This is a genomic window from Streptomyces sp. NPDC107517, assembly GCF_055582645.1.
Genome location: NZ_JBVJPM010000006.1, coordinates 271,755 through 287,347 on the forward strand (window position 1 = coordinate 271,755; position 15,593 = coordinate 287,347).

16 protein-coding genes are annotated in these 15,593 nt (G+C 70.9%); 7 read left to right on the plus strand and 9 right to left on the minus strand.

The window, feature by feature from the left end:
• Positions 1 to 241: 241 nt before the first annotated feature.
• Positions 242 to 592: a hypothetical protein gene (locus tag ACZ67T_RS17160; protein ID WP_469984781.1), complete on the plus strand. Its 351-nt coding sequence runs from the start codon at positions 242 to 244 to the stop codon at positions 590 to 592.
• Between the two features lie 72 nt (positions 593 to 664).
• Here the strand turns inward: ACZ67T_RS17160 and ACZ67T_RS17165 are convergent, their stop codons facing one another.
• Positions 665 to 1,573, minus strand: a complete 909-nt coding sequence (locus tag ACZ67T_RS17165; protein WP_469984783.1) for a serine hydrolase — start codon at positions 1,571 to 1,573, stop codon at positions 665 to 667.
• Between the two features lie 520 nt (positions 1,574 to 2,093).
• Here ACZ67T_RS17165 and ACZ67T_RS17170 point away from each other — a divergent pair.
• The 6 genes from ACZ67T_RS17170 to ACZ67T_RS17195 all read left to right on the plus strand — a co-directional run bounded on the left by ACZ67T_RS17170 (position 2,094) and on the right by ACZ67T_RS17195 (position 6,785).
• The gene (locus ACZ67T_RS17170) at positions 2,094 to 2,759 is read left to right on the plus strand and encodes a maleylpyruvate isomerase N-terminal domain-containing protein (RefSeq protein ID WP_469984785.1); all 666 of its coding nucleotides are present in this window, start codon (positions 2,094 to 2,096) and stop codon (positions 2,757 to 2,759) included.
• Between the two features lie 191 nt (positions 2,760 to 2,950).
• Positions 2,951 to 3,748 (plus strand): 2OG-Fe(II) oxygenase, encoded by a 798-nt coding sequence (locus ACZ67T_RS17175; protein ID WP_469984787.1) that lies wholly within the window; start codon positions 2,951 to 2,953, stop codon positions 3,746 to 3,748.
• A 137-nt stretch (positions 3,749 to 3,885) separates the two neighbouring features.
• On the plus strand, positions 3,886 to 4,392 hold the full coding sequence (locus ACZ67T_RS17180) for a methylated-DNA--[protein]-cysteine S-methyltransferase (RefSeq protein WP_469984789.1): 507 nt from the start codon (positions 3,886 to 3,888) through the stop codon (positions 4,390 to 4,392).
• 97 nt (positions 4,393 to 4,489) lie between these two features.
• Positions 4,490 to 5,221, plus strand: coding sequence for a 2OG-Fe(II) oxygenase (locus ACZ67T_RS17185; protein ID WP_469984791.1), 732 nt, complete (start codon positions 4,490 to 4,492; stop codon positions 5,219 to 5,221).
• Positions 5,218 to 6,087 carry an Ada metal-binding domain-containing protein gene (locus ACZ67T_RS17190; protein ID WP_469984793.1) on the plus strand — a complete coding sequence of 290 codons (870 nt, stop codon included), beginning with the start codon at positions 5,218 to 5,220 and terminating at the stop codon, positions 6,085 to 6,087. The genes ACZ67T_RS17185 and ACZ67T_RS17190 overlap by 4 nt, the downstream gene beginning before the upstream one ends.
• 125 nt (positions 6,088 to 6,212) lie before the next feature.
• Positions 6,213 to 6,785 (plus strand): MarR family winged helix-turn-helix transcriptional regulator, encoded by a 573-nt coding sequence (locus ACZ67T_RS17195; protein ID WP_469984795.1) that lies wholly within the window; start codon positions 6,213 to 6,215, stop codon positions 6,783 to 6,785.
• Between the two features lie 18 nt (positions 6,786 to 6,803).
• Here the strand turns inward: ACZ67T_RS17195 and ACZ67T_RS17200 are convergent, their stop codons facing one another.
• The 8 genes from ACZ67T_RS17200 to ACZ67T_RS17235 all read right to left on the minus strand — a co-directional run bounded on the left by ACZ67T_RS17200 (position 6,804) and on the right by ACZ67T_RS17235 (position 15,585).
• Entirely contained in the window at positions 6,804 to 7,529 is a 726-nt protein-coding gene (locus tag ACZ67T_RS17200; RefSeq protein WP_469984796.1) for a gamma-glutamyl-gamma-aminobutyrate hydrolase family protein, read from the minus strand.
• Entirely contained in the window at positions 7,526 to 9,016 is a 1,491-nt protein-coding gene (locus ACZ67T_RS17205; protein ID WP_469984798.1) for an aldehyde dehydrogenase, read from the minus strand. The genes ACZ67T_RS17200 and ACZ67T_RS17205 overlap by 4 nt, the downstream gene beginning before the upstream one ends.
• Positions 9,017 to 9,129: 113 nt before the next feature.
• On the minus strand, positions 9,130 to 10,584 hold the full coding sequence (locus tag ACZ67T_RS17210) for an APC family permease (RefSeq protein ID WP_469984799.1): 1,455 nt from the start codon (positions 10,582 to 10,584) through the stop codon (positions 9,130 to 9,132).
• 150 nt (positions 10,585 to 10,734) lie between these two features.
• Positions 10,735 to 11,370, minus strand: coding sequence for a TetR/AcrR family transcriptional regulator (locus ACZ67T_RS17215; RefSeq protein ID WP_469984800.1), 636 nt, complete (start codon positions 11,368 to 11,370; stop codon positions 10,735 to 10,737).
• Between the two features lie 115 nt (positions 11,371 to 11,485).
• Positions 11,486 to 12,334: a fumarylacetoacetate hydrolase family protein gene (locus ACZ67T_RS17220; protein ID WP_469984802.1), complete on the minus strand. Its 849-nt coding sequence runs from the start codon at positions 12,332 to 12,334 to the stop codon at positions 11,486 to 11,488.
• 9 nt (positions 12,335 to 12,343) lie between these two features.
• Positions 12,344 to 13,288 carry a 3,4-dihydroxyphenylacetate 2,3-dioxygenase gene (locus tag ACZ67T_RS17225; protein ID WP_469984803.1) on the minus strand — a complete coding sequence of 315 codons (945 nt, stop codon included), beginning with the start codon at positions 13,286 to 13,288 and terminating at the stop codon, positions 12,344 to 12,346.
• Positions 13,281 to 14,744, minus strand: a complete 1,464-nt coding sequence (locus ACZ67T_RS17230; RefSeq protein ID WP_469984805.1) for an aldehyde dehydrogenase — start codon at positions 14,742 to 14,744, stop codon at positions 13,281 to 13,283. The genes ACZ67T_RS17225 and ACZ67T_RS17230 overlap by 8 nt, the downstream gene beginning before the upstream one ends.
• 34 nt (positions 14,745 to 14,778) lie before the next feature.
• A complete protein-coding gene (locus ACZ67T_RS17235) occupies positions 14,779 to 15,585 on the minus strand; it encodes an acetoacetate decarboxylase family protein (protein WP_469984806.1) in 807 nt (268 codons plus the stop codon).
• Positions 15,586 to 15,593 lie beyond the last annotated feature (8 nt).

Sequence of the window (15,593 nt, forward strand, 5' to 3'; positions counted from 1 at the left end):
ATGTGACGCGCGCCACATAGGACTCCCGGGCCCGGGCACCGGCGGTGAGAGCCCCCTCGGGGTCCCATCAGGCAGTCTGCACGTCCGGCCCAGGTGTCGCATGACGGGAGCGCTGATCACGGGGCGGGAGGAGAAGGAGAGGGGAAACAGGAGAGGTCGATGCCGGACGCCGCCGTTCCCCAGCGGATACCAAGGGCTGTTCGGCAGACCGCGCGCGGCCGGATCCCGGTAGCTTGGCTCTATGCCCTCTGCACTTGTTGTCGGTTACGACCCGGAGGCGATTCCCGGTGTCGACGCGGGAGCCCTTCGCAAGAGTCTTGACGAGGAGTTGGACCGGTTCGGCGAGCACGGCATCGATGCCGCCATGGCGCTGGTCGTGTTCGACGATTCGGCCGAGGCCGTCCTCGTGGCGGCGCTGACGGAGCGGCCATGGGACGTGGTGGTCGTCGGCGGTGGGATCCGCAAGACCGAGCAGCTGCTTCCGCTCCTCGAAGAGGTCATGAACCTGATCCGCATCCATGCGCCCCAAGCCGCGATCGCGTTCAACACGACCGGCGGCGACAGCGTCGAGGCGGCACAGCGCCGCCTGTGAGCCCGCCCGGCCCGGGAGTGACGGGCGGGACCGGAGTGACGGGACTGACGGGCGGGCGGGTGCCGGAAGCGGCTAGGAGGCCTTGGGCAGGTTCAGATCGCGGTTGATGGCGCGGGCCGCGCGCTCGACGGTCGCGACGCCGTTCTCCATGGTGCGGTTGTCGTGGGAGAGCACGGCCATCCCGTAGTCGTGCCCGCCGCCGGTGAACACGCCGACGCTGTGCACGCGCCAGCCGTTGGTCGAACGCTGCAGCCAGCCGTTCTTGACGTGAACGGTCGCCGTCCCGGGCGCGCCGGCCGGCGTTCCCCAGCGCTGATCGGGGACGACACGGTTCATGAGCCGCAGGGCGTAGCTCCGGGAGCGTGTGCCGAGAACGCTGTTGTCCGAGGTCAGCAAGCTGAGCAGCTTCACCTGGTCGCCCGCCGTGATCTGGGTGCGGCCCCACGTGCCCTTCGGGCCGGGCACGGTGTCCCGCATTCCGGCCAGGTTCAGGAAGTGCTGGATGCCGTCATGGCCGACCTGGCGCCAGAGAGCGTTCGTGGCGGCGTTGTCCGACTTGGTGATCATGGCGGTGGTCAGGTCGACCTCGTGTGAGGTCAGGTGACGGTTCTCGTCGGCGACCTGGCGCAGCAGGGCTCCGAGAATCGTGACCTTGACCACGCTCGCCGAGTCGAAGGCCGTGTCGGCCCGGAACGCACACGAGGTGCCCGTGGTCCGGTCGTAGAGCGCGAGCGCCGAGGCCTTGCCGTGCCCGTGGAGCGAGGCGGCTATGTCGCGCTCCAGGCGGTCCGCCAGTCCGGGCCGGTGCGAGGTGCACGTCACCGGGGAGCCTTCGACACTCGTGGCGGCGGCACTCGTACCCGCGGTGCTCGCCGGTGCAGGGGTGGAGGCCATGAAGGCGGTGAGCGCCGAACCGGCGGCCAGGGCCGCGGCGAGTCCTTGCTTTGCGCGCCGCGGCAGCGGCATGTGCGTTCCCGGCATGGAAGTTCCGTCCTGCTCTGTGTCGGCGGTCGCGTCGGCAGCGGTACTGACCGTCAGCGGCGGGGTCCACGTCCTGCGACGAGGTCGGGGCTGCGGCCGATGCCCCACACCAGGGCTTCGCGCCGGCCGGTGCGGACAGTCCGTCCGTCGCACTCGGTGAGCAGCGCTTCGTCGCGCGCCCACCAGCCGGCCGTCGGATGAACGGCCCGGATCCCGAATGACGGCGACGCTACAGGGGCGGAGGCGGCGGCCGGGCGAAAGCTTGGGCGATATGCCCGCTATGGGCGTTTTAGCAGTGTGTGATGTTATTCATGGATGAATTGACCACCAGGGCGGCAGCCGGCAACGGCGGAGTGCAGGGGAGCCGAACCGAGAGCGTCCTGCGGGTGGCCGAACGGGACGTACCCGCACAGGTGGTTGAACGGGCCCCACACGCACCGCCCGCACGAAGACGACACGCACCGAACCACCCGCCCGGAAACGCTTGTCCGCCCTTCCCGGCCCGCAATACCGTGCAGCGGTGGATCTCTTCTCACGCTCCTGGACGGCGTTGCGCACAGCCGTCGCCGAACTCCCCGACGAGGATTTCGAGCGGCCCTCCGGCTGTACGGGCTGGCTCGTGCGGGATCTCGTGTGCCACCTGGTCATCGGCGCCCAGGACGTCCTGATCACCCTGGTCACGCCGGCGGAAACCGAACCGACCGTGGACGCCGTCACGTACTGGGGCATCGTCGAACCCCCGACCGGCGAGGACCCGCTCGACGCGCTGATCCCCCGGCTGGCCGCCGCCTACGGCGAGCCGCGGTGGCTCAAGTTCCACCTCGACGACGTCGGTGCCGCGGCGGGCCGCGCCGCCCGGCTCGCCGATCCAGCCGCCCGCGTCAGCACCCGCGACGAGGTGCTGACCGTCGGCGACTTCCTGTCCGCGTACGTCCTCGAATGGACCTTGCATCACCTCGACCTGATCGCCCGACTGCGGCCGGCCGCCCAGCCTCCCGCCGAGCCGCCCGCCGAGGCTCTCGCGGCGGTTCGCGCGACGCTGGAGAAGATCGCCGGGGCCCCGTTCCCCGCCTCGTTCTCCGACAAGGACGCGCTCCTGGTCGGCACCGGACGGCGCACACCGACCGACGAGGAGAAGGCCTCGCTCGGCGACTTCGCCGCGAGGCTCCCGCTCGCCATCGGCTGAGCGGCGCTGTCCACGAGGCGGGGACGAGCGGCATGACCTCGCGGCAGCGCGACGTCCGAATCCCGCCAGCGTCGGCTCGAGCGGGGAGCGAATATCGGTAAGGCCGGAGGTGCCGGCCTTACCGGCCGCACCCCTAGGGGCAGGACCTCGGGCCCGCCCCGCCCCGCCCCGCCCCGCGAGAGACCCCTGACTTGAACCACCCGCACCAGCACACCCCCGCCCCGGACACACTCTTCTGCGACCACGCACCGGCCGCCGACCCGCCACCCCGCATCCCGTACGACCCAAGCCTCCCGGCACTCAGCGCACTCAACTGGGCTGATCTATATGCCCAGTTGAACGAAGAAGGTGTCGCCGTCACCCCGCCCCTCCTGTCCCGCACACAGTGCCAGGAGATCATCGACACGTTCGGGGAACCCGCCCTGTTCCGGTCCACCGTGGTCATGCAGCGGTACCAGTTCGGCCGGGGCACCTACAAGTACTACGCCGACCCCACCGCCGTACCGCTCGTCCAGACCCTCCGCGAGCGGCTCTACCCACCGATGGCGTGGATGGCGAACCAGTGGGCGCCTCAGCTCGGCGAGCGCACCTTCCCCGGCACGCTGGACGAGCTGATCGACGAGTGCGCGGACAACGGGCAGAAGCGGCCGACCCCGCTGCTCCTCCAGTACGGCCAGGGCGACTACGCCTGCCTTCACCAGGACATCTACGGCGACATCGTCTTCCCGTTGCAGATCGCCGTCATGCTCAACCAGCCCGGCGAGGACTTCACCGGCGGCGAGAACGTGTTCGTGGAGCAGCGCCCCCGCTTCCAGTCCCGCGCCATGGTGGTCAAACCGCAGCTCGGCCAGGGAATGATCTTCCCGGTCCGGCACCGCCCGATCCGCGGCAAGAACGGCTTCCGCCGGCACCCCGTGCGGCACGGCACGAACGCCGTCGAGTCCGGACACCGCAACACCCTCGGCCTCATCTTCCACAACGCCCGCTGACGGCCCACGTCAGCCGCTCACGACCAGGCATCGACTCCGTCAGAGCGATGTCCGAATCCCGCCAGACATAGCGGCACATAAGGCGCAGAGTCGGCAGTAGGACATCAACGTACGAGGAGATCCGGAAGGAACGGACCATGACCGTCTACACGACGCTCGACAGCCCCTTGGGTGAACTGCTGCTCGTGGGCGAGGAGTCGGCCACCGCGAAGGGCGGCACGGCACTTGCCGCGCTGACCGTCCCGGGCCAGAAGAACGGCGCCGTCGTCCAGGACGACTGGGCTGCGGACGCGGACGCGTTCGCCGAGATCACCGCGCAGTTGCGCTCGTACTTCGACGGAAGGCTCACACACTTCGACATCGAGTACACCGGCAGCGGCTCGGAGTTCCAGCGGCGGGTCTGGAAGGCGCTGGAAGCCATCCCCTACGGCAGCACCCTGACCTACGGCGACATCGCCGCGCGCATCGGTGCCCCGAAGGCCGCCGTCCGCGCCGTCGGTACGGCGATCGGCGCGAACCCGCTGCTCGTCGTGCGCCCCTGCCACCGCGTGATCGGCGCGAACGGCGCCCTCACGGGTTACGCGGGTGGCCTTGAGCGCAAGCGGCAGCTTCTGGACCTGGAGGGCCTGCGTCAGACCGCATGAACGCAGGGCCCCTGAACGCCGCCCCTACAGCTCCCCCGGCTCCGACAACGCACGCCGACGGAGCCGGGGTGACACCTTCGACCCGAGGATCCACACCATGCTGGACACCACCCGCCTGACGGGCCCGGTCGCGGACCGCGTCGCTCACGAGGAGTGGGGCGCCCTGGCCGACGAGCTCAACACCTACGGAAACGCCCCTACCGGCCGCCTCCTCACGCCCGAGGAGTGCCGAAGGATCGCGGACCTCTACGACGACACCGCACGCTTCCGCACCACGGTAGACATGGCCCGCCACCGCTTCGGCTCCGGGCAGTACCGCTATTTCACCCACGAACTGCCCGACCTGGTCCGTGAGTTGCGGGAGGCGTTCTATCCGAGGCTGCTCCCCATCGCCCGGGACTGGGCCGGCAAACTCGGCAGACCCGCGCCCTGGCCCGACTCGCTCGACGAGTGGATCGAGATGTGCCACACGGCCGGACAGGACCGCTCGGCGCAGATTCTGCTGCGGTACGGGCCCGGGGACTGGAACGCGCTGCACCGCGACGTGTTCGGCGACATGCTCTTCCCGCTCCAGGTCGTCATCGGCCTCGACGCGCCGGGAACCGACTTCACCGGTGGCGAGTTCCTGATGACCGAGCAGCGGGCCCGCGCACAGTCGAGGGGATCCTCGACCACCCTGCCCCAGGGCCACGGGCTGGTCTTCACCACACGCGACCGGCCCGTCGCCTCGAAGCGCGGCTGGTCCAACGCCCCCATGCGGCATGGCGTGAGTACCGTGCGTTCCGGGCGACGGCGCACCCTCGGACTCGTCTTCCACGACGCGGCATGACCCCCGACGGCCCGTCCACCCCGTACGAGTCTCGGCGCACCTACGCGCTGATCGGCCGGGACGGCACGCCCTATCTGAGCACGACCCCGGGAACGCTCGGCGGGCACCGTCGCGGGCGCCTGTACGGGCGCCTGGACTGCCCGTCCGCGCTGCGGGCCCTCTCCCGGGGCCACTACGTGAAGCACCGGGTGTTCTTCCCGGACGAGGCCACCGCCGTCGCGGCCGGATTCCGGCCGTGCGCGGTCTGCCTGCCCGAGGAGTACGCCCGTTGGAGAGCCGACCGAGAGAGCACGCACCACGCCATGAACAACCTCTCCGACCGGGAATCGTCCCGCTCGCCCCTGATCAGTCCTGCGTACCTGGCCGCGCACGGCGACCTGCCTCGCCCCTCGCCGCACACGGAGGCCGAACTCGCCGCGCTCATAAACTTGTTGACGCCGTCGAAGTCGCGGATCGAGACCGTCGCCGTGGGGCACAGCCGTGACGCGGCGTCCCGTGCGGCCGCCGACGCGTTCGCCACCGCATGGACAGCGCGGGGCGGCAAGGTGCTCACGAGGGTCAACTGGCCCGAGAACGCTGCCTCCTGGCTGCGGCCGGCCACCCGGCTCACCGCCGGACTCCCCGACGCGTGGGTGGTGGCCGCGGCCCCGCTCGGCTTCGCCCAACTGGCCCGCCGCCTGCGCCACTCCACCGACTGGGACCCGTCCCGCACCTACGCCTTCGCCTCGCTCAACGACTCTCGCCTGCCGGCCCTCACCGGCCCGGACACCCTGCACGGCCTGCGCGGAGCGACCGCCGACGGGGGCACATGGGAGATACGCCGCGGCTGGGTCACCACGTACGGCCCCGCCGACTCGACCTCCTGACCGGAACCCCAGGACCGGGCCGACGGCACCTCTCCGCGCGACGGAATGCGCGGCACTTCGTACAATTTGGCCCCGAACGATACCCTGCCCGGAACGCGCCGTGGTGGCGCCGAAGGAGTGTGCTCGTGCCAGGCCAACGATCCATCACCGAAGCCGAGAAGCTGGCAGAGGCGAAGCTCGGTGGAATGCCGGTCCGCCATGAACAGATGGCGGTGGTCGCCAACATCTACCGGGCCGCCTCGGCCGTCCGTCAGCACTTGGAGAACTCGGTCCTGCGCGAGGCCGACCTCACCTGGACCTCTTTCGTCGTGCTCTGGGTGATCTGGGTCTGGGGTGAGTCGGAGACCCGTCATGTGGCCGAGGAGGCCGGCATCTCCAAGGGCACGCTCACCGGGGTCTCCCGCACGCTGGAGGCGCGGCACCTGGTGCGGCGTGCCGGGCACCCGAGCGACGGCAGGCTCGTGCTGCTCAGCCTCACGGACGAGGGTGAGGAGCTGATGCGGCGGGTGTTCCCGAAGTTCAACGAGGAAGAGGCCTTCGTCGCCGGGCAGCTCAGCGACGAGGAGTGCCGCGGTGTCGCGGACGGCCTGCGCAGGGTGGTGCTCCAGGTCGAGGAGCACGGCGAGGAGCGCCGGCTCGCCCTCCTGGACGGCGCCGAGCCCGCCCCCCGCCGCAGCGGGCGCCGCCCCAAGTCCTGACCTGCACCACGGGAGGTGTCAGCCGTGAGCGCGCGCCGCCCGGACCAGGGCGTCGAAGATGCCTTGCTGTGCGCCGTCCTCGTGCGCCGTGTCCTCCGGATGCCACTGCACGGCGGTGAACCAGGCGCGCGCTTGAGGGAGTTCGAGCGCTTCCACCGTTCCGTCGGCGGCGCGGGCGGTGACCCGTAGTCCGGAGCCGAGCCGGTCCACCCGCTGGTGGTGGTAGCAGGACGCGTCGAGTTTCTCGGTCCCGGTGGCCTGTTCGAGCAGCGAGAGGCGCTCGATCGCCACCGGGTGCACGATGTGCCGGTGCTCGCGTTCGGGGCCTCCCATGTCCTGGTGCAGCGTGCCGCCGAGCACGGTGTTGACCACCTGGAGTCCCCGGCAGATCGCGAGCAGCGGTTTCGCGGCATCCAGTGCCTGGCGGGCGAGTTCGAGGTCGAAGGCGTCCTGGGTGTCGTCGACGTCGTAGACGCTGGCGTGTGCCGCGGCGACTCCGTAGCGGTGTGGTGCGATGTCGCCGCCTCCGGGCAGGAGCAGGCCGTCGAAGCGGGCCAGCCGGGCGGCCACCTCGCCGGGGTCGGCGGTTCCGCCGGGTGCGTGCGGGTGGAGGGCGACCGGTTCCCCGCCGGCGTTCCAGACCCCCTCGATCAGGGCGCGGGCGTTGACCTCCGCGGCGTATCGCAGTGCCGAGGTGGAGGCGGCGAAGCGGGCCGGTACGGCGATGAGGGGCCGGGCCGTCACAGCTGGATCCAGGTGGTCTTGAGTTCGGTGTACTTCTCCAGCGCGTGGGCGGACTTGTCCCGGCCGTTGCCGGACTGCTTCATGCCGCCGAAGGGCACGGTGAGGTCGCCCTCCTCGTAGCAGTTGACCCACACCGTTCCGGCCTTGAGGGCGCGGGAGACCCGGTGAGCGGTGGACAGGTCGGAGGTCCACAGTCCGGCGGCGAGTCCGTACTCGGTGGCGTTGGCCAGGGCGACGGCCTCGTCGAGGTCGTCGAAGGTGAGGACCGACAGGACGGGGCCGAAGATCTCTTCCCGGGCGAGCCGCATCCCTGGGTTCACCTCGTCGAAGACGGTGGGCTGCAGGAAGGTGCCGCCGGTGTCGGCCAGGGTGCGGGTGCCGCCGGTGCGCAGTCGCGCTCCCTCGCTCATGCCCGTGTCGATGTGGTCGAGCACGCGGCCGAGGTGGGCCTCGCCGACCAGGGCGCCCATCTCGGTGGCGGGGTCGAGGGGGTCACCGACCCGCAGTTCTCCGGCCCGTCGCACGATCGCCTCGGTGACACGTTCGGCGACGGAGGTGTGGACGAGGAGGCGGGAGGGGGCGGTGCACATCTCGCCCTGGTTGAAGAAGATGCCCCAGGCGGCGGTCGCGGCCGCCTTCTCCAGGTCGGGGGCGTCGGGCAGGATGATGTTGGGCGACTTGCCGCCCAGTTCGAGCCAGACCCGCTTGAGGTTGGAGTCCGCGGCGTAGTGCAGGAAGTGCCGTCCGACGGCCGTCGACCCCGTGAAGGCGAGGACGTCGACGTCCGGGTGCAGTCCGATGGCGCGCCCGGCGGTGGGGCCGTCGCCGGTGACGACGTTCAGGACGCCGGGGGGCAGGCCCGCCTCGGTGGCCAGCCGCCCCAGTTGCAGCGCCGACAGGGGTGAGTTCTCGGAGGGCTTGAGGACGACCGTGCAGCCGGCCGCGAGCGCCGGGGCGACCTTCCAGGAGGCGATGGTCAGGGGGAAGTTCCACGGGACGACCGCGCCGACGACTCCGGCCGGCTCGCGGGTGACGAGGGCGAGTGCGTCGGGTGCGGTGTGCGGGGACTCGTCGGTGAGCTTGTCGGCCAACTGCCCGTAGAAGCGGAAGGTGTTGACGGCGGCACGCAGCTCGATGTCGTAAGCGTCCGTGATGGGTTTGCCCATCTCCAGGCTCACGGTGAGGGCGAGGCGGTCGCGCCGCTCCTCCAGGAGGTCGGCGAGGCGGAGCAGGGCGCGGCCCCGGTCGGCGGGGGCGAGGCGGGGCCACGGGCCGGCGTCGAAGGCGCGGCGTGCGGCGGCCACCGCGGCGTCGACCTCGGCCGCGCCACCGTCCGCGACCCGCGCGAGGACCTGTCCGTCACGGGGTGACACGGCCGTGTAGGTTGCGCCGCCGCCCGGTTCGTCGGCGCCGTCGATGTGGTGGAAGCCGGACAGGTCCAGCTCCTTGGCGCGGCTCAGCCACTCGTCGTGGGTGAGTTCCAGCATGGTGTGGCCTCCGGCTCACTGAATCTGTTTGAGGTCAAAGAAAATCGTGCCCGCTGGTCGGGGTGCGCCGGTGACATGTGCGCCGGGCGCACCCCGAGAGGGAGCGGGCGGAGTCAGGCCGTCGCGGCCCGCGCACGAACCACGCGGGCCGCGACCGCGCTCAGCACGAGGACGGCCGGCACGCTCAGCACGAGCCAGGTCGCCGTCTCGGCCGAACCGCCGATGAGCGTCGTGAAGTTGGCCAGGATCACCCAGATCGCGCCCCCGATTCCGAGCGCGCCCAGGGCCGGTGCGATCAGGGTGTTCCAGGGGCGGGTGTCGAGGCGTTCCCTGCGGAAGAAGACGATCACGGAGACCGACGTCAGGAAGTACAGCAGCATCATCGCGAGGACGGCCACGCCGCTGAACCAGGAGAAGAGGCTCAGCACCGGGTCCTTGCCGAGCAGCGCGAACGGCACGACGAGGAGCAGCGCGAGCGTGGTCTGCACGGTGCCGGCCGCCCAGGGCGAGTGGCGCCGGTTGAGCGTACAGAGCCTGCGCGGGAGCACCCCTTCACGGCCGAGCGAGAACAGGTAGCGGTTGGCAGAGTTGTGGAAGGCGAGGATGCCGGCGAAGAGCGAGGTGGCGAGCAGGACCGGCAGGACGTCGCCCGCCCAGCCGCCGAACAGGTCCGTGACGGGCGAGAGGACGAACACCACGCCGTCGCCGCCCGCCAGCGCCTTGCCCGCGGCCGCGGTGGCGTGCGAGGCGCCGTAGGCGGAGACGAGCATCCAGGAGGTGAAGGCGAAGAAGCCGGTGACGACGGCGACGGACAGGTAGGTGGCGCGCGGAACGGTCTTCTTGGGCTCGCGTGCCTCCTCTCCGTAGATCGCGGTGGCCTCGAAGCCGAACATCGACGCCACCGCGAACATCAGCGCCACCCCCGGCGCCCCTTGCAGCGCGGCCTTCGGCGAGAAGCTCTCGGCGAAGCCGAGTCCTTCGGGGCCGCCGCCCTTGACCAGGGTGACCAGCGCGAAGACGAGCAGGATGCTGAACTCGGCGAGGACGAAGACCGCGAGCACCTTGGCGCCCATCTCGATGCCCGCGGCGCCGAGCACCTGGACGATCACCATCGTGACCACTGCCCAGACCCACCAGGGCGCGTCGAGGCCCGTGTACTGCGCCGCGAGCCCGCTCACGATGGACCCGTAGAGCCCGTACATGGCGGCCTGGATCGTGCAGTAGGCGAAGAGCGCGACACCGGCGCTGCCGGTGCCCGTGGTCCGGCCGAGGCCCCTGCCTATGTACGTGTAGAAGGCGCCGGCGTCCACGACATGGCGACCCATGGCGACGAAGCCGACCGAGAAGAGGAAGATCACCGCCCCGGCCACGGCGTATCCGGCCGGGGCGCCCGCGCCGTTGCCGAGGCCGACGGAGATGGGGAGGGCGCCGGCGATGCCGGTCAGCGGCGCCTGCGCGGAGAGGACGAAGAAGAGGATGCCCACGACGCCGAGGGCGTTGGACTTGAGCTTGCCTGCTGTGGGCGGGTCCTGCACGGTCTGTTGCCTTGCGACCGTCTGACTGTCCACGCGGATCACCTGCCGGGGATGAGGGGAGGGGCGATTCGTTTCAGGCCAAACGAGTTGCCCCATAGTCGGCTGGGACTCGGCGTTTGGCAAGGCCCTGCGGGAGGGTTCCGGCGGGGCTCCGCCTGTCCCTCGCACCGTGGGTGGCGAAGGTCAGGCGTCTTCTTCGGAGTCGGCCCCGAGCCTGCGCAGGAGGGACCTCAGCTCCTCCAGGGCGGCCTCGGTCATCTCCGGCTCGCCCAGTACGAGCTGGTGCAGGACGAGGCCGTCCAGCGCGGCGAAGACGAGCCGCATGAGCGCCGGGCTCGCGTCCTTCGGAAGCATGCGGTTCAACTCGCGCTGGGCCGCGTCGAAGTACTCGTCGTACAGGGTGCGCAGCGGCGGCAGCAGCTCCGGCCTGCGCCGGGACTCCAGCATCAGCTCGTACTGGAACGCCTGCAGGTCCGGGTTGGCGGCGACCATCTCCGACAGCCCCGCGGAGAAGTCCGCGGTCCTGCCGGTGCCGGACTCCATGGCGCTGGTGTGCAGGCTGGTGTACACCGTGTGGGCCAGCGCCGCCTCGATGAGGGCGTCGCGGGAACCGAAGTGGTGCACGACCAGACCGTGGGTGACACCGGCCTCCTCCGCGACGGCGCGGTAGGTCAGTCTGCGCAGGCCACCACGGGCCACGACCCGCACGGCCGCGCTCAGGAGCGCGTCACGGCCCGCTCCGTAGTCCAGCCGTCTGCGCGCCCCGCCACGAGGGGTCCGGCTCTTCTTCTCGTCTGGCGCTTCGGCGGATTCGGTCACGTCAGGGACCCTACCTAGCTCGCGGTGGCCGCCGGTCTACTGCGCGGCACCGCGCTCGGGGCACCGCGCCGGGCGGCTTCGGAGGCCGGCCCGGCACGGCGCGGTTCGTGATCCGTCAGCCCCGGCGGGGCGGGCGGATGCCGCGGAACTCCCAGTCGCCGCCCAGCGCGGTGGACAGGACTTCCTCGGACTCGGTGGGCTGGGCCCCCACGTCGGAGCGGATCGCGGCGGGGCCGGTGACGATGTGATTGGTCAGCCGCCCCAGTCCCTCCACCTCCACCTCGACGACGTCACCGGGCTGTACCGGACGGGAGTTGGCCGGGGTGCCGGACAGCAGCACGTCTCCGGGGTACAGCGTGATGGTGCGGGCGATGTCGGCCACGAGGTAGTGCATGTCCCACTCCATCTCCGCCGTGGAACCGTCCTGCACCACCTCTCCGTTGACGTAGGTGCGCAGGTACTTGTCGTGGAAGTCCCAGTCGGTGACCAGGCCCGGGCCGAGCGGGCACAGGGTGTCGGAGCCCTTCACCCGCAGCATGGAGCCGGCGTCGGTGTCGCGGAAGTCGTGCAGGCCGTAGTCGTTGGCGACCGTGTAGCCCGCGATGTACTCCGCCGCGTCGGCCGGCGAGATGTTGCGCGCCGTCCTGCCGATCACGATGGCGACCTCTCCCTCGTAGTTGAGCCACTTGCAGCCCTCGGGGCGCACGATCGCGCCCTTGTGGGAGTTGAGGGCCGAGGTGGGCTTGTGGAAGTACGTCGGGGTGGGCGTGAGCTCGATCTGGAACTCGTCGACGCGGCTGCGGTGGTTGAGATGGACGGCGACGACTTTCGAGGGGACGACCGGGGGAAGGTGCTGGGCGTCCTCGACCTTGACGCGGCGGCCGTCGCCGGCGACCAGTTCGTCGTCCTCACGGAGGACCTGGACGGCCGCGCCGTCCAGGAGGATGCGGCGGTACTCGGGCATGAGGGGCTCCTAGGCGCGGCTGTGGGGGTTGTGCGGGGCGGGTCGTGCGGGCAGACCGCTACCGGTCCAGCCATCGGCGGGGCGGTCGAACCACAGGTGGACCTGGCCGGTGCCGATCGAGTTCTCGTACTCGCCGTACTGGCGGGCCCTGGCGACGCAGGCGCGCTCGCCAAGGGCGCCCGCCATCATCAGGTAGTGGAAGAACTTGGCCTCGGGCTTGAACTTCCAGAACTCGTCCATCGTGTCGAGGACCTTGTCGTGACGGCCCTCCTTGAACCACGCGATGCGTTCGAGGTCCGCCTCGCGCGCCTCGGCGGTGAAGATGTGCGCGGGGTCGCTCGACTCGTGGTCACGCAGTTGCCGCAGCGGCCAGAAGGTGTGTGACAGGGCGCCCGAGGCGATGAGCAGGACGCGGCGGCCCGGGGTGGCGGCGATGCCGTCGGCGAGCGCTCGTCCGAGGCGCAGATGGTCCTCCATGTCACCGGTCTGGCAGACGCCGATGGTGACCCACTTCTTGTCGGGCAGGCCCTCGCCGAGGAACTTCCACAGGTTGGTCGTGGCGTAGTAGACCGGCAGGTACGGATCGTCGATCGCGGTGATCCAGGTGCCGTGCTCGTCCGCGAACCTCGCGATGTTCTGGGCGAGTTCGGGGTCACCGGGGAAGTCGTAGGGCATCCGGCACATACCGCGCGGCAGTTCTTCGGAGGTGAAGAGGCCGGCCCGGCGCTGCTGTGCGGTGACGACGAATTCGACGGTGGTGGCCCAGTGCGAGTCCAGGACGACGACGGTGTCGTAGTCATGGGGGGCGTCCCGCTCGAAGACCTCGCGCCGCAGTTCGTCGAGTCCGGTGACGAGGGTGATCTCCTTGCCCTCGTTCAGTTCCAGGCGCGTCTCGCGCGGGAGCACGATGGTGGGTACGTGGGCGAGCAGCCCCGCCCCGACGATCTCACCCATGGTCCCGCCAGCCCTTCGGTGCCGTCACGGTGTTCTTGAGGTCGCAGTAGAAGTCGAAGCTCCACGTGCCGCCCTCGCGGCCCACCCCGGAGTGCCGGGAGCCGCCGAAGGGTGCCTGGAGGTCGCGTACGAAGAAGCAGTTGACCCAGACCGTGCCCGCCACGAGTTGGCCGGTGACGCGCTCGGCGCGCTCGCGGTCGCCGGTGGCGACGGTGGCGGCGAGCCCGAAGCGGGTGTCGTTGGCCAGGCGGACCGCCTCGTCCTCGTCGGCGAAGGTCTGCAGGGTCAGGACGGGGCCGAAGACCTCCTCCTGCACGATCTCGGCGTCCTGGGCGACATCGGCGAGCAGGGTCGGCGCGTAGTACTGGCCTTCGCCCCGTCGGCCACCGATGACGGCGCGGGCCCCGGCTGCGAGGGCCCGCTGCACGAAGCCGTCGATCTTCTCCAGCTGGCGGGGGTGGATGTTGGGGCCGATGTCGGTGCTCTCGTCGCGCGGGTCTCCCTGCCGCAGGGCCGAGGCCTTCTCGGTGAAGCGCCGGGTGAACTCCTCCGCGATCGTCTCCTCGACGAGGATGCGGGTCGCGGCCAGGCACACCTGTCCGGCGTTGTCGTACTGCTCCACGGCCAGGTCGACGGCGAGGTCGAGGTCGGCGTCCGCGAAGACCAGCAGCGGTGACTTCCCGCCGAGTTCGAAGCTGGCGGGCACCAGGTTGGCGGCTGCCGCGGCGGCGATGGTCTTCGCGGTGGGCACCGATCCGGTGAAGCTGATGCGGCGCACGTCGGGGTGGGAGACGAGGGCGCTGCCGGCCTCGCCGCCGTAGCCCTGCACGACGTTCAGGACCCCGGCGGGCAGTCCGGCCTCGGCGGCGATGTCGGCGAACAGGGAGGCGGTGAGCGGCGACCACTCGGCGGGCTTGAGGATCACGGTGTTGCCCGCGGCGAGCGCCGGGGCGATCTTCCAGGTGGCGAGCATCAGCGGTGCGTTCCACGGGGTGATCAGCACGCAGGGGCCCGCCGGGTCCCAGCTGACGTGGTTGGTGTGGCCGCGGGTGTCGAAGTCGTCGTGGCCGAGGCCCAGGAGCCAGTCGGCGAAGAAGCGGAAGTTGTGCGCCACGCGGGGCATCACGCCGCGTCGGTGCGAGCGCAGCAGGGCGCCGTTGTCGTGGGTCTCGACGATCGAGAGGTCCTCGATGCGCTTCTCGACGGCGTCGGCGACGGCGTGCAGGATCCGGGCCCGTTCGGCGGGCGGGGTGGCCGCCCAGCCGGGGAAGGCCGCGCGGGCCGCGGCGACGGCGGCCGAGGCTTCCGTCTCCGTACCGCGGGCGATCTCGCCGAGGACGCTGCCGTCGATCGGCGAGACGTCCACGAAGGTGTCGGCTGAGGCGACGCGTTCGCCGCCGATCCAGTGCCGGGTGTCGACGGTGACACCGGCCACGGTGAGGGTGTGTTCGCTCATGTCCAGTCTCCAAGTGGCTTGTGGTGGGCGGGAGTCACTCGGCTCCGGAGGTGCCGGACTCGAGCAGCGTGCCGCCGTCCCACACGACGCCGACCTGTCGGTAGTAGGCGGCGATGGGCTCCCTGATCTCCAGTCGGGCCAGCTCCTCGGTGGGCGCTTCGAACAGCTCCAGCTCCGCGTCACCGGCCCACGCCTGACCGGCCTCGAAGGACGCGGCGCCGGTCTCGATCAGCTCGTCGAGAGCCAGTCCCTTGCCCTTCTCGATCGAGGGCAGCCAGCGGTGGTGGGCCATCGGGTGGCTGTTGACGAAGCCGTTGGTCTGCGACGGCTCGCGCAGGGTGACCACGGCCTGGGCCAGGCGGCGGTCGGCGGCGGCGAGGGTCGCGCCGAAGCGGGCGCCGGCCTCGATCCGCGGGGCGGGCCCGTAGGGGTGCGGGCGGGTCTGGTGGATGGAGCCGAGTTTCTTCGGGTAGCCCTGGTGCAGTCCGCGGGCGATGGCGAAGTCCTTGTCGACCCAGATGTACACGCACCGCGAGTAGGTGCGCCCCTTGTACTGGCAGCGCACGACCGCGAAGGCCTCCTTGTACTGGGCGAGCACGGGGTCGAGCAGCTGGCTCCCGTCTGCGGCGCAGGACTGCCAGTCGGCCCAGATCAGCGCGACGGCGCCGGGGTCCTTGTCCGCCAACTCCAGCGGTTCAGGCAGGAGTTCACGCACCCGGGCGGGGTCGGTGCGGTACTCGACGGTGAGCAGGTCGCCGGAGTAGTGCCACGGCGGGGAAGGGATCAGCGAGGCGTCGCCGGTCGCCGTCTTGGGGTGGAAGTATCCACGGACGCTGGCCATGACTGGGG